The sequence below is a fragment of the Citrobacter sp. Cc139 genome, assembly GCF_030334645.1.
In the GTDB taxonomy this organism is placed as follows: Bacteria; Pseudomonadota; Gammaproteobacteria; order Enterobacterales; family Enterobacteriaceae; genus Citrobacter; species Citrobacter werkmanii.
Genome location: NZ_JAOWDM010000090.1, coordinates 202,783 through 215,050, shown reverse-complemented (window position 1 = coordinate 215,050; position 12,268 = coordinate 202,783). Strand labels below are relative to the sequence as shown.

The following is a 12,268-nucleotide window of genomic DNA, read 5'->3' as shown; positions in this document are numbered from 1 at the left end:
GCCTGACGGGCTGTCTTATCTCCTTGACCCGGTTGATGCCGGGTTAATCCCTTATTACGCGCTGAAGGATGGATCAGTCGATCTGTGCGATATCGCGCTGATGAATGACCATCTGGCCGTTAAGGCTGACAACCAGCGCCGTATTGAGAAATGGAGAGAGGATAATGAACGCTGAGACTATTAAAGATTTCCTCGTCTCGCTCGGCTTCGATATCGACGAGGCAGGCGCGGCTAAATTTGATTCAGTCCTTGCTGGTACGACCGCAAACGCCATCAAAATGGGGCTGGCCGTTGAGGGGGCTGCGCTTTCTGTGGTGGCCTATACGGCGAAAATTGCCTCCGGTCTGGATAACCTCTACTGGGCGTCACAACGTACTGGTGCGACCGTTCAGGGTATTCAGTCGATTGGTTACGCTGTTTCTCAGATGGGCGGCAGCGTGGACGCGGCACGCGGTTCACTGGAAAGCCTCTCCCGGTTCGTACGTAACAATCCCGGTGCGGAAGGTTTTCTGAACCGTCTGGGCGTACAGACCCGTGACGCCAGCGGCAACATGCGCGACATGGCCGCTATCTTTACGGGAGTCGGCCAGAAGCTCAGCAGCATGCCGTATTACCGGGCTAACCAGTATGCGCAGATGCTGGGCATTGACGAAAATACCCTCATGGCGATGCGCCGGGGTGTGGGCGGTTTCTCCGGGCAGTACAGCGCAATGGCGAAAGCTATCGGCTTCAATGCTGACGAGGCGGCCAGAAGCTCCAACAAATTCATGACCTCCCTGCGCGAGTTCGGCGCGATGGCAGGCATGGCCCGTGACAAAATCGGCTCTAATCTTGCTGGTGGCCTGGCGGGGTCGCTGGACACGCTGCGCCGCCACATCCTGGATAACTTCCCGCGCATCGAGCAGACCCTGACGAAAGCCATAAAAGGCATTCTGGCGCTCGGGGATATTATCGGGCGGCTGTTCTTCCGGCTTATCGAAGGAACATCAGACCTTATCACCTGGTGGCAATCGCTGGACAAGCAGACGCGGGAGCTGATCTCGTTGTTTGGCGCACTGACGATAGCGCTACGAATCCTGAACAGTACGTTCTGGATGTCACCGATTGGCCTGATTACCGCGCTGGCGGCGGGTATTGCTCTGCTGTGGGAGGATTACAAGACCTGGAAGGAAGGCGGCCAGAGCCTGATTGACTGGGGGAAATGGAAACCGGAGGTCGACGCCGCGCTGAAGATGATTCGTGACCTGAAAGCGACCGTTAACGACCTGGCTAAAGCGCTGGCAAAGCTGCTCAATATCGACCCGAAAGCATGGTCCCTGAAGTGGGATTTCAGCAACTTCATCGACCAGATGGGCGAGTTCAGCAAAATGCTGAATATGATCGCCGACCTGCTCAACGCCATTAAAGATGGCCGCTGGGCTGATGCTGCCAGCATCGGCAAACAGTTGCTTAATCAGGGAAGCGGTTCACCGTCAGCAATGCCTATGGTAACCGACAGTGCCAACGGTGCCGCCGACTGGATTAGAGATAAATTTGGTGTCGATCCCCGTAATGTTGGTCGGTGGATAAAAAGCAAATTTGGCGATGATGAATCTGAACAATTTGGACAGTCAGTCAAGCGTCCACAGCCAACCAAAGCGGGCTCAGAACTGCTGGGTTGGATGCAGCCGATGCTTACCAACCTGGAACAGCTCTATCGGCTTCCGGAAGGTTTGCTGCGCAGTGTGGCCATCACGGAATCAGGTGGAAATCAGTTCGCTGTTTCAGGTGCTGGCGCCAAAGGTCTGTTTCAGTTCATGGACGGCACGGCGCGTGACATGGGGCTGCGAGGGAATGATGTTTTCGATCCGGAGAAGGCTGCACGGGCCGCTGCAAAATATCTCTCACAGCTGCTACAGGCCAACGGTGGCGACCTGAGCAAGGCGCTGGCGTCTTACAACTGGGGGATCGGGAACGTGCAGAAACACGGAATGGCCCTTATGCCTCAGGAAACCCGAAACTACATTCCAAAGGTGCTAAGCAACATGCCAGGGAACGGTGTAAAGGTTGATCAGAAGAACAATTATTACATCTACGGTGGAGGTGATCCGCGTTCTGTTGGTACTGAGGTCGAGCGCCGGCAGCAGTCGGCGAACGCCCAGGTTATGCGCGGCAATCAAACGAAGGTGGGCTAATGGATATTCTCTCTACGCTCTTTCAGCAGCAGAGCCGGAAAATAGGAGTGATTGTCCCCAGCGTGGTTGTTTCTGAGAAGCACAGCGACACACTGGAGATAACAGAGCACCCGGTTGAGGTTGGGGCGGCCATCGCAGACCATGCCTATAAAAAACCGTCTGAAGTGGTAATGGAGGTCGGTTTCGCTGGTGGCGGTTCGTTGTTGGATTTCGCCAGTAACCTGACGGCTACCAGCTTACTCGGCCTGAGCCCGCAGCAGACATATCAGGAGATACTCGACCTGCAGGCGAGTCGTATTCCTTTCGATGTGGTGACCGGCAAACGCCTTTACAGCAACATGCTGATCCGCGCGCTGGAAGTGACAACCGACAAGACGACCGAAAATGTCCTGTCTGCCGTTCTCACTCTGAGGGAAGTCATCATCTCGCAGACTCAGCAAATCACTGTTGCGGATAAAACCAACATGAAAGACGGGGCCAGTACGTCGGCTGTGCTGAATACTGGCAACAAAACCACAAAGCCGCCAAATACCTCTTTATTGCAAAGTGGTGCGGCGTTACTGGGGCTTGGCTAATGGCGATTCAGGAAATACCGCTGACAGCGGATAACCAGCAGTTCAGCATCGTCCTGGGCGGTGTCACCTGGCGGATTAGCATCATATGGCGCGATCTGTACTGGATTATGGACCTGAAGAACGACAGAGGGGAGCCGGTAATCTCCGGTATTCCTCTCGTCACGGGTGCTGACCTGCTGGCGCAGTACGGTTATATGGGGCTCGGCTTTAAGCTGGTGGTGGTCTGTGACGACAGCATACAGGATTATCCGACGAAAACCGACCTGGGCGGCCGCAGTCATTTACTGGTATCAACGGAGTAAGCATGTCACAGAACTGGATGAGACATTTCGAGCTGCAGCTCGTGGATGAGAACGGGCAGGGGATTGAGCTCAGCGATTTTAAAGTGACCTTTACTATCGACTGGTTCAACATCAGCAGCGCGTCACGGGTGGGAACGTTCAAAATCTATAACCTGTCAGCTGATACGGTAAACCGCATCACCGGGCAGGAATTTTCGAAAGTGCGGCTGATTGCCGGTTACGACGGTATCGCGCCGGAGGTGGCGGCAAGCGACGTCGGGACCGTGCGCGAAGTCGACGCGGCAGATGTGGGCCAGAGTGATGGCCGCAACTACGGGCTGATTTTCAGCGGAGAAATTCGCTACTCGGTCACAGGAAAAGACAGCCCTATTGATTCCTATGTCCTGATTCAGGCAGCAGATACGGATCTGGCATTTGCCACCAGCATAACCTCGCAGACGCTGGCGGCCGGTTACACGGTCGCAGATGTGAACCGTGCGCTGATGAAAGACTTTGAGGCCAAAGGCGCGACCGAAGGACTGACGCCTGAAATGCCTGCTACCGTATTCCCTCGAGGGCGGGTGCTGTTCGGCATGACACGGCATCTTATGGATAACGTGGCCGGACAATGTGGCGCAACATGGCAATTTGTGGACGGTCAGCGCCAGATGGTGGCGAATAGCGAGTATGTTCACGACGCGATTGTGCTCAACAGCGCCACCGGGCTTATCGGCATGCCACAGCAGACCATCGGCAACGGCGTAAACGTCCGCGCGCTGATTAACCCGAACATCCGGGTTAACGGGCTTATTCAGCTGGATCAGGCTTCCGTGTATCGCACCGCGCTGTCGAACAACGATATCGCTATGGCCGGTGGGCAGATCACCGACCAGAACACGGACGGAAATATCACGCTCAGCGGCACCACGGCGCAGCCTGCCAGCATCGCAACGGATGGCGTTTATATTGTGCGCGGGATTATGTACACTGGCGACACAAGGGGCCAGGCGTGGTACATGGATATGATGTGCGAAGCGCGTGGTGCGGCGGATCTTCGTTCTGCGTCGTCTTTACAGCGTGAGGTAGGATAGTGAAAAAGTGGATTGTTATCGGACTCTGTTTCCTTCCGGGGTTAGCATTTGCTGCGAATCCTGGCGGTATCACGCTTCAGTGTGGTGGCTACAAATTAGAGTTGATTCCTGATTCATTGTTCAGGATTAATGGTGAGACAGTTACCTCCCAGAAAATCAAAACGCTCGGCAACGGTAATGGAATGAAGGCGGATATGGGTCTTATGCCAGCCAAAGACGGTAACAATTACGGTTTCGAGTTCATTCGCCGTCCGGGTACCGAAACGCGCTTCCTGAACGTCCAACTGTTGCAGAACAACATGGATGCGCCGAAAATAATCGGATCGTTCCCGTGTAAGAAAGTGTCAGGGTAAATACTAAAACTGTGCCAGGTACAAGCTAATCGCATAGCAGTTCGTTGCTATGATAATGGGTGATCTCGATCTTCCGATGTTTCTTTTAAGGTTGACGAGATATCGTACAAAGCTCACAATCACAACCCCATCAGCAAGAGAAAGAACACATGGCGGCAGGAATACCATTAGAAAAAGCGCAAGAGTATTTAGAGCAATTCAATGCGCTTCTATTGGAACAGGAAGTTTTGGATCCTTTCACTGAAAAGAGGGTTCGTGAGGAACTTTCGGCTTCACCAACGCCAGCTACTAACATCGCGCTGTCATATCTGGATGCCATAACTGGCAAGGTTGAAAGTGCGTTACGCTATCTCAGAGTTAGCCTTGAAGTAAATGATGTTAATCTGGCGATGCACTATCATCACATTCTTCTGAATACATTTAGCTATAATGAACTCAGAGAAGCGTGCATTCCACTGGCGAAAAAGTACCCCACAAAAATTTTTAGCCATAATGCATATAGCTGGGCGTATCGTTACGGTGAGCGAGAGCAATTAGAATTTTATATGAAAGAGCACATAAAGCTTCTTTCTGAATCTGAAGGCAGGAGTAATGCTATGAAGCACAAAGAAGAACTCCTTGCAGAAATGGACAATTTCTATAGCACTACACAGTGCTCAAAGGAACAATTCCAGACTTTGGCCTCAATAATCTGGGCATTGTTGAGTGAGTATAAAGCCGCTACCGGTTTTATTCAGCTTAGTGGTAGCGGATGTTACATCGTTGATGTTAAGAATCTTGAGCCTAAAGCTATTGCAAAAATGAACTTTGAACTTGCAGATAGAGTATGTGCTGAATCGAAGCTGGATGACTGCTCATTGTTAGCTAGATTTTCGTCTCCGCGTCTGTTACATACGGGGGTAAGCTACCATGCCGGTAACTAGCAACCAGATTCTTGATACGGCTCGGTTATGTCTGTCTGAAAATATTGAAAGTGGATTTCGAAGCGCTATTTCAAGGGCATATTACAGTATGCTCCATGAGTCTATAGGCTCACTTACTGCTTTACCGCATTTTACTCACGATCATCACAAAAACACTGTGGGTTATATGTGCGCGCCATCTGAGTGCAAAGCAGAGCCATATTCTTCCCAAACGTTAAAATCTTTAGGTTTTGTACTTCGTCAATGGCGAGATGCCAGGAATGAAGCTGATTATGACCTCACCAACGTAACCGTTTCTAAAGAAATGGGGCAGGATGCGGTCGAGGCTGCTGAAATCTACTTTGAAAGATGGGAGAAGCTTAAATCAGCGAAAGCCTCGTAGCCTTTACGCCCATATACATCAAAACCCGCCTCTCGGCGGGTTTTTTGCTTTCTGGAGCCTACGAAATGGCAGTATCTGAACAGACCCGCAGCGGCGACCTTGCCGAAACATTCAAATCCGAGCGGGAAACCACAAAGAACCAGATCCGCGTCGCTTTGCCTGGCATCGTCCAGTCATTCGATCCCGGCGCGGTGACGGCGGTTGTGCAGCCTGCTATCCGTTCGGTTGAAACAAATAACGACGGGAACCGCATTACCAAAAATTACCCGCTGCTGGTGGATGTGCCGGTGGTATTTCCGCGCGGCGGCGGCTGCACGCTAACGTTCCCGGTTAAAGCCGGTGATGAATGCCTGGTGATTTTTGCCGATCGCTGCATCGATTTCTGGTGGCAGAACGGCGGTGTGCAGGAGCCTGTCGACGACCGGGTGCATGATTTATCGGATGCTTTCTGTGTCGTCGGGCCGCAGTCTCAGGCGCAGAAAATAAGCGGAATAAGCGCGGGGGCTACTCAGCTGCGCAGCGACGACGGAAGCACGTTCTTTGAGCTCAACCCTACTACGCAGAAAATTAAGATTGTGGCGCCTGGCGGTCTGGAGGTGGTTACCCCGCTGGCTGACTTCTCGGAGAAAGTCACTATTCACGGGCTGCTGTCATGGATGGGCGGCATGGTGGGCTCTGTTGTCTCAGGCGTCGCATCCAAAATTACTGGCGCAGTCGAGTTTATCGGTACCGTCAAAGCTAACGGTAAATCCATTGACAATACGCACACTCACGGAGGGGTACAGCGTGGCGGAAGCAATACTGATGAGGTGAATTAATGCGATACAGACGTGAAGATGCCGATGGTGATTACACCTTTGGCAGCGGCGATGACACTTGGCTGATTAACTCACCTGAGGCTGTGGCGCAGGCCGTGAAAACGCGATTTGAATTGTGGTATGGGCAATGGTTTCTCGATACCACAGAGGGGACTCCGTGGATTCAGTCTGTGCTAGGTAAACAGAAACCCGAAACCTACAACCTGGCGATCCGTAAGCGCATCCTCGAAACGCGGGGCGTTAAATCAATCCTCTCTTTCAATACGACAGTGAACACGACGACGCGCCGCGTCCAGTTCTTCGCTGAAATCGACACTCTCTACGGAACAACGACAGTAACCAGCGAGGCATAAATGGCCCTCAATTTGGACACACTCGGCTTATCGGCAACGGTAACCGCTGAGGGGATCAGTGCGCCTGATTACCAGACGATACTCGATACCCTGACGAGCTATTTCCAGCAGATTTATGGCAGTGACGCTTATCTGGAGCCGGACAGCAAAGACGGTCAGATGGTGGCGCTGGTGGCGCTGGCTATTCACGATGCCAATAACACGGCTATTTCCGTCTATAACTGCTTTTCACCTGCTACCGGGTACGGCGCAGCGCTGACCAGTAACGTGAAAATTAATGGTATCGCGCGTAAAGGGGCGACGAACTCTACTGTGGATCTGGTGCTGACCGGTACCGCAGGGACAACCATCACTAATGGCACCGTGAAGGACACTAATAATGTGATCTGGCGTCTTCCTGGCTCGGTGACGATTGGTGTTGATGGCACAGTTACGGTAACTGCTACCTGCTCAAACAGTGGAGCTGTAGCCGCGCTGGCCGGGACCATCACCACTATCAATTCGCCGACCCGAGGCTGGACATCGGTAACAAACCCAGCAGCGGCCACTGTAGGCGCACCGGCAGAAACCGACGCAGAGCTGCGCATCAGGCAGGGGCAGAGCGTCGCGCTGCCGTCCATCACACCATTTGAAGGCGTCGACGGCGCGATCGCCAACGTCGCTGGTGTGACACGTCACAAGCTCTACGAGAACGATACTGGCGCAACCGACAGTAACGGACTGCCGCCGCACTCCATTTCCGCTATCGTCGATGGAGGTGATGTTACCGAGATAGCCCAGACAATCCGGGGAAACAAAGGGCAGGGAACTGCGACTTACGGGACGACCTCTGTCACTGTACCGGACACTTACGGCAATCCTCACGTAATCAGCTTCTCGCGTTCTACCGATGTCCCGATTTTCGGGCATATCACGCTGAAAGCCTTTACGGGCTACACGTCGCAAATTGGCGTACAGATTCAGCAGGCCGTCGCGGATTACATCAACGGGCTGACGATCGGTGATTCAGTTCTGCTGAGTCGCATTTACTCCCCGGCAAATCTGGGCGTGGTCAGTGGTGGCAGTGCTCGTTATTACGATATTCAGGAACTGCTAATTGGCAAATCAGCCGGAACTGTAGCAGCGGCCAATATCAATATTGCATACAACGAGTCAGCATCCTGTAAGCCTGAAAATATTGTTCTAATGGTGACGTCATGAGCAAGTACACAGACTTAATCACCAACTATCACGCCACTAAGCCCAGATTCTTTGATCACGTTGATCTGAGTACACGGCCACTGATTGATATCACTGCGGCCACCAGGGGACTGGTGAGCGCTTTTGATGTCGATACAGCCGTCGGTGTACAGCTCGATATTCTCGGTCTGTGGATCGGACGCAGTCGCATAGTTAGCCAGCCAATTAGCGGCGTTTATTTCAGCTGGGACACTGACGGGCTTGGATATGACCAGGGCATCTGGCAGGGGCCATATGATCCTGATTCTGGCTATACGACGCTGAGTGATGAAACGTACCGCATCATTCTGAAAGCGAAAATCGCTATCAACAACTGGGACGGCCGGAACGATTCTCTGCCTCCCATCCTTGACGCTGCGACTGCAGGCTCAGGCCTGAAGATGCAGATCGTCGACAACCAGGACATGACGATATCGGTCTGGGTATTCCCCGAGACTGATATTTCTGATGTGTCACTCGAACTGATAGCTGCTATCAAACAGGGCTATCTCACCGTTAAAGCTGCTGGCGTATGGGCCGGTGATGTTGAAACGCCTTCGGTAGAAGCACCATCCGAGGGTTCTAAATTCTTTGGGTTTGATATGGATAACGAATACATCGGCGGGTTCGATGTTGGAGCATGGGGGACAATACTCTAATGGCAATAAACAACTTTAAACCGTTCGCGACAGCAGCAAATGCTAACGTGACGGCCCAGGCTGACTGGGAAACGCTTCCTGCTCTACTCTCTGGCTTTATGGCAGGAAAGGCATCCAGTGCGCAGGTAAACAAAGCCATTCGACAGGCCAGCTTTATAGCGGCAGCGCTGGCGCAGTACACCGCTAACAAAAGCGGGCTGGACGTGCTTGATGATGGTGACCTGAACGGGTTTGTCTCCAAAATGGGGACCGCTTTTGGGAATGATTTCCAGGCGCTTGACGCCACGCTGACAGCATTGGCTGGGCTCGCAACCGGTGCAAATAAACTCCCGTATTTCACTGGGAATGATACAGCATCGCAGACTGATTTAACTTCTGTCGGCCGGGATATTATCGGCAAGAATGCTATTGCTGACGTTCTCACATACCTTGGTATAGTTTCTGCCTCCCTCACTACTCAAGGGCTGGTGCGTCTTACTTCATCTCGGGTATCGGGTGCAGAGGATGTTGCAGCCACAGCTAACGCAGTTGCACAAAACTATACAGATATAAAAGCGCTTCAAAACAAGACTAATGATGCTACTTCGACAAATAAGGGGATAGTAAAATTATCTGATAACAGGAATGACCAAAGTTCCGCAGCATCACTAATCGCTGCATCGCAAAAAGCGGCATCAGATAATTACTATGACATTAAAACTACTTTTGGTCAGATTGGTGAGAAAGGTCGTTTAATAGGAGTAACGTATACAAATTCACAAGCGATGACTATCCATGTTTATGTATCAGGAATTGCATCTGAAGGTAGTGTTTTTCTTAGCGCAACCGTTAATGGCATAAACATGAATGGTTCACAATGTGCAAATATTGTCGGACAACGTGTTTGTATTAGTTTTATGGTTCCTGCTGGAGGAACGTATCAGGTTGGGATTTCCGCTGGAACTTTGAGTAGCCAGGCCTGGGTGGAGACAGATAAAAAATGATAACAATGATGAAGTATTACAAAGACGAAAATAACGTTGTATATGCCTACGATGCGTATGGTACGCAGGATGCTTTTATCAAAGAGGGGCTTATGCCAATCACCAGAAGTGAGGCTATGGCAATTATTAATCCCCCACCGACTCATGAACAACTTATTCAGGCTGCTGAAAATGAGCGACAGCGATTATTGGCCGCCGCTGATGTAGTAATGCTCGACTGGCGCACTGAACTGATGTTGGGAGAAATCAGCGACGCCAACAGAGCTAAACTGTCGGCGTGGCTCGCATATAAGAATCAGGTTAATGCAGTGGATAAAAATGAAGCCATTACTGAAGGATTCAATTGGCCGAATGCACCCGTATCGGCTTAAGATGCGGTTGTTAAATTCAGTACGCTTTTAATTTGGTCTTTCCATTTATCATAGCCAGCAGCGTTAAGGTGAACACCATCTGGCGACCATTTGCTCTGCATTTTCCCATCATTGCTTAAAGAACGATTCAGGTCTGTGTATGTACACAGCCCTGAATCACATTGTTCTTTAATATAAGAATTAAGTTGTTTAATTTTTTCATTCTTAAAAACATTTTCGGCATTAACGTAAAGAACAGAAGTGGCGTTAACGGTCACCCCGTTCTGCTTGAAATAACTCAGTATATAGTGATAGTTATCAGCAACTTTATTTACATCTGAAGTTGTGTTCAGGTCATTCGTACCTATCATTAAAATAACCTGCTTAGCAGTGCTGGTGTTAACCTGATAGAGCCTGTTGATTAGCCCATCAGTAGTATCGCCCGCTATCCCTCGGTTAGCAATTTTTGCTCCAGGAAGGATATCTTCCCATGTGCCATACTCAATCAGACTGTCTCCTAAAGCGACAACAGGCGAGTCAGTTTTGAATTCATCGTACAAGGATTTTTTGATGTAGTACTCAGGGAGAAATATCGGTCCTGATGGTTTTATTCCTATGGAGCTAAACACCTGATTTTTCAATGACCAAAGATATTCATAGGGGAAAATCTTGTATTTACCCAGGGCAAAACTATAAATAATAAGAATGCAAATTATTAATAGAGATGTGATGAATTTTAACTTCTCTTTTACTTTCATTTAGTTATTCCAATAAATGGCGTACATATCCTCAGATGATGAAGCGATGATGTGGATATTTCCAATGACTTTAAACGATCGATTTTGATCTATTGATCGTTAAAATCGATCGTTGGCGGTGTGGAAACTGGCTCGGCTCGGGCGAAGCATGCGACATCTTGTTGGGTTAGTGGAGGAACTGCGGGAGAAGGGGGTTAACTTCCGGAGCCTGACGGATAGCATCGATACGAGTACGCCTATGGGGAGATTCTTCTTTCATGTAATGGGCGCGCTAGCTGAAATGGAAAGGGAGCTTATTGTCGAACGCACCCGGGCAGGTTTAGAAGCTGCGCGCGCGGAAGGTCGCATTGGTGGCCGTAGACCAAAACTAACGGATGAGCAGTGGGCGCAGGCAGGGAGATTGATCGCGGCAGGTGAAACGCGCCAACGTGTGGCAATAATTTACGATGTCGGAGTTTCAACACTCTACCGAAAATTTCCTGCGCGATGTTGAGAAAGACGCCACCGCGTCGTCGTATGCAAGAACGGGCGGTGGCGGACTGGCGAACGTTCGATAGTGCGAGTATTGAATGATGGCCAGTCACGGCGGATTGTACTTAAGCGATATGACGGTTCAAGGCGTTTAATCTGAAACCAGCCACATATCCGCCTCTTCAAACATTTCCTGAACAGTACGGCTTATCTGTTCTTTCTCATGCTTGCTGGCGTCAGTGTTGATCGCCGGCAGTGTCATCATCGGCTTAACCCGAATATCAGCATCGGGGAAGATCCGGTGAACCCTCCTGGTCAGTTCGCCCAGAATGATATCTTTTGCACCGGGCAGCCCATCAAAATTCCTTTTGTCATAAACCAGTTCAACGAACATAGCACACCTTTTAGTCGATGAATTTAATGGAGGGATGCTCAATACCAGCATCTATGTAATCGACGGCTTTCTTTAGTTCACGCAGGAGATTTTTAGCTTGCCTACGGGACAAGCAGATCGTTTGATCAGGGAATTGCACTGACGGCCATGATGGGACAGAAGCCATAGTGTCTGTGAATTTGGCGTGTAACAGAACATGTTCAGTGAGCGCGCAGTAACTGATAGCAAAATCAGTTAACTCAGGCATTGCTCCTGCATTCGACTCTTTTGCGGTTGCCATAAACAATCCTTTTTTTGCTGGATGCATATACAGTAAACGGGATCAGAGATATGGTCAATGGATACATAATATTGGTTATTCACTTATTGTAAGTAACTGAATGATAACGATGGTGTTAACAATAGATGTTATGAAAAAGCGCGCTATCTAACTGATATTAAGAAAGAAAGCGCACGATTTAAAATCCCTCGGCGTTCGCGCTGTG

17 protein-coding genes and 1 pseudogene are annotated in these 12,268 nt (G+C 50.4%); 15 read left to right on the top strand and 3 right to left on the bottom strand.

The genetic code is table 11. From position 1 onward, the window contains the following. Positions 1-10 precede the first annotated feature (10 nt). The 14 genes from OGV69_RS17265 (at position 11) to OGV69_RS17200 (ending at position 10,181) form a co-directional block, all read left to right on the top strand. The gene (locus OGV69_RS17265) at positions 11-175 is read left to right on the top strand and encodes a DUF6889 family protein (RefSeq protein WP_023229521.1); all 165 of its coding nucleotides are present in this window, start codon (positions 11-13) and stop codon (positions 173-175) included. After that, on the top strand, positions 165-2,174 hold the full coding sequence (locus OGV69_RS17260; RefSeq protein WP_286469423.1) for a transglycosylase SLT domain-containing protein: 2,010 nt from the start codon (positions 165-167) through the stop codon (positions 2,172-2,174). Before OGV69_RS17265 ends, OGV69_RS17260 begins: the two co-directional genes overlap by 11 nt. After that, the gene (locus OGV69_RS17255; protein ID WP_094542898.1) at positions 2,174-2,749 is read left to right on the top strand and encodes a phage baseplate protein; all 576 of its coding nucleotides are present in this window, start codon (positions 2,174-2,176) and stop codon (positions 2,747-2,749) included. Before OGV69_RS17260 ends, OGV69_RS17255 begins: the two co-directional genes overlap by 1 nt. Continuing rightward, positions 2,749-3,051 (top strand): phage baseplate plug family protein, encoded by a 303-nt coding sequence (locus OGV69_RS17250; protein WP_286469422.1) that lies wholly within the window; start codon positions 2,749-2,751, stop codon positions 3,049-3,051. The genes OGV69_RS17255 and OGV69_RS17250 overlap by 1 nt, the downstream gene beginning before the upstream one ends. A gap of 2 nt (positions 3,052-3,053) precedes the next feature. Further along, complete coding sequence (locus OGV69_RS17245) at positions 3,054-4,121, top strand: hypothetical protein (protein ID WP_286469421.1); 1,068 nt, start codon at positions 3,054-3,056, stop codon at positions 4,119-4,121. Beyond that, on the top strand, positions 4,121-4,474 hold the full coding sequence (locus tag OGV69_RS17240; RefSeq protein ID WP_286469420.1) for an STY1065/STY2022 family phage-derived protein: 354 nt from the start codon (positions 4,121-4,123) through the stop codon (positions 4,472-4,474). Before OGV69_RS17245 ends, OGV69_RS17240 begins: the two co-directional genes overlap by 1 nt. A gap of 149 nt (positions 4,475-4,623) precedes the next feature. Then, positions 4,624-5,397, top strand: a complete 774-nt coding sequence (locus OGV69_RS17235; protein WP_044702741.1) for a hypothetical protein — start codon at positions 4,624-4,626, stop codon at positions 5,395-5,397. After that, positions 5,384-5,779: a hypothetical protein gene (locus OGV69_RS17230; RefSeq protein WP_286469419.1), complete on the top strand. Its 396-nt coding sequence runs from the start codon at positions 5,384-5,386 to the stop codon at positions 5,777-5,779. The genes OGV69_RS17235 and OGV69_RS17230 overlap by 14 nt, the downstream gene beginning before the upstream one ends. Positions 5,780-5,844: 65 nt before the next feature. Next, positions 5,845-6,597, top strand: a complete 753-nt coding sequence (locus OGV69_RS17225) for a Gp138 family membrane-puncturing spike protein (protein WP_286469418.1) — start codon at positions 5,845-5,847, stop codon at positions 6,595-6,597. Then, complete coding sequence (locus OGV69_RS17220) at positions 6,597-6,950, top strand: contractile injection system sheath initiator (RefSeq protein ID WP_003826334.1); 354 nt, start codon at positions 6,597-6,599, stop codon at positions 6,948-6,950. The genes OGV69_RS17225 and OGV69_RS17220 overlap by 1 nt, the downstream gene beginning before the upstream one ends. Then, a complete protein-coding gene (locus OGV69_RS17215; RefSeq protein ID WP_286469417.1) occupies positions 6,951-8,150 on the top strand; it encodes a baseplate J/gp47 family protein in 1,200 nt (399 codons plus the stop codon). After that, positions 8,147-8,827 carry a baseplate wedge 1 family protein gene (locus tag OGV69_RS17210; protein WP_131341174.1) on the top strand — a complete coding sequence of 227 codons (681 nt, stop codon included), beginning with the start codon at positions 8,147-8,149 and terminating at the stop codon, positions 8,825-8,827. The genes OGV69_RS17215 and OGV69_RS17210 overlap by 4 nt, the downstream gene beginning before the upstream one ends. Continuing rightward, the gene (locus OGV69_RS17205) at positions 8,827-9,810 is read left to right on the top strand and encodes a phage tail protein (protein WP_286469416.1); all 984 of its coding nucleotides are present in this window, start codon (positions 8,827-8,829) and stop codon (positions 9,808-9,810) included. Before OGV69_RS17210 ends, OGV69_RS17205 begins: the two co-directional genes overlap by 1 nt. Beyond that, entirely contained in the window at positions 9,807-10,181 is a 375-nt protein-coding gene (locus OGV69_RS17200) for a tail fiber assembly protein (RefSeq protein WP_502873886.1), read from the top strand. Before OGV69_RS17205 ends, OGV69_RS17200 begins: the two co-directional genes overlap by 4 nt. Here the strand turns inward: OGV69_RS17200 and OGV69_RS17195 are convergent. Then, the gene (locus OGV69_RS17195; RefSeq protein WP_219410928.1) at positions 10,178-10,918 is read right to left on the bottom strand and encodes a GDSL-type esterase/lipase family protein; all 741 of its coding nucleotides are present in this window, start codon (positions 10,916-10,918) and stop codon (positions 10,178-10,180) included. The two genes, OGV69_RS17200 and OGV69_RS17195, sit on opposite strands and share 4 nt — an antisense overlap. 109 nt (positions 10,919-11,027) lie before the next feature. Between OGV69_RS17195 and OGV69_RS17190 the strand changes: the two are divergent. After that, a pseudogene (locus tag OGV69_RS17190) lies at positions 11,028-11,411 on the top strand (recombinase family protein); the annotation flags it as partial. A 129-nt stretch (positions 11,412-11,540) separates the two neighbouring features. On the opposite strand, the gene OGV69_RS17185 reads toward OGV69_RS17190, so the two are convergent. Next, a complete protein-coding gene (locus tag OGV69_RS17185) occupies positions 11,541-11,783 on the bottom strand; it encodes a DinI family protein (protein ID WP_008323361.1) in 243 nt (80 codons plus the stop codon). Positions 11,784-11,793: 10 nt separating this feature from the next. Beyond that, positions 11,794-12,063 carry a hypothetical protein gene (locus OGV69_RS17180; protein WP_061381073.1) on the bottom strand — a complete coding sequence of 90 codons (270 nt, stop codon included), beginning with the start codon at positions 12,061-12,063 and terminating at the stop codon, positions 11,794-11,796. Positions 12,064-12,268: the final 205 nt, after the last annotated feature.

Coding starts and splice junctions, on each gene's coding strand:
- OGV69_RS17230 (WP_286469419.1), top strand. CDS start 5,384: ATGCCGGTAACTAGCAACCAGATTCTTGATACGGCTCGGTTATGTCTG.
- OGV69_RS17225 (WP_286469418.1), top strand. CDS start 5,845: ATGGCAGTATCTGAACAGACCCGCAGCGGCGACCTTGCCGAAACATTC.
- OGV69_RS17185 (WP_008323361.1), bottom strand. CDS start 11,783: ATGTTCGTTGAACTGGTTTATGACAAAAGGAATTTTGATGGGCTGCCC.
- OGV69_RS17210 (WP_131341174.1), top strand. CDS start 8,147: ATGAGCAAGTACACAGACTTAATCACCAACTATCACGCCACTAAGCCC.
- OGV69_RS17255 (WP_094542898.1), top strand. CDS start 2,174: ATGGATATTCTCTCTACGCTCTTTCAGCAGCAGAGCCGGAAAATAGGA.
- OGV69_RS17220 (WP_003826334.1), top strand. CDS start 6,597: ATGCGATACAGACGTGAAGATGCCGATGGTGATTACACCTTTGGCAGC.
- OGV69_RS17200 (WP_502873886.1), top strand. CDS start 9,807: ATGATAACAATGATGAAGTATTACAAAGACGAAAATAACGTTGTATAT.
- OGV69_RS17250 (WP_286469422.1), top strand. CDS start 2,749: ATGGCGATTCAGGAAATACCGCTGACAGCGGATAACCAGCAGTTCAGC.
- OGV69_RS17245 (WP_286469421.1), top strand. CDS start 3,054: ATGTCACAGAACTGGATGAGACATTTCGAGCTGCAGCTCGTGGATGAG.
- OGV69_RS17235 (WP_044702741.1), top strand. CDS start 4,624: ATGGCGGCAGGAATACCATTAGAAAAAGCGCAAGAGTATTTAGAGCAA.
- OGV69_RS17215 (WP_286469417.1), top strand. CDS start 6,951: ATGGCCCTCAATTTGGACACACTCGGCTTATCGGCAACGGTAACCGCT.
- OGV69_RS17180 (WP_061381073.1), bottom strand. CDS start 12,063: ATGGCAACCGCAAAAGAGTCGAATGCAGGAGCAATGCCTGAGTTAACT.
- OGV69_RS17260 (WP_286469423.1), top strand. CDS start 165: ATGAACGCTGAGACTATTAAAGATTTCCTCGTCTCGCTCGGCTTCGAT.
- OGV69_RS17205 (WP_286469416.1), top strand. CDS start 8,827: ATGGCAATAAACAACTTTAAACCGTTCGCGACAGCAGCAAATGCTAAC.
- OGV69_RS17195 (WP_219410928.1), bottom strand. CDS start 10,918: ATGAAAGTAAAAGAGAAGTTAAAATTCATCACATCTCTATTAATAATT.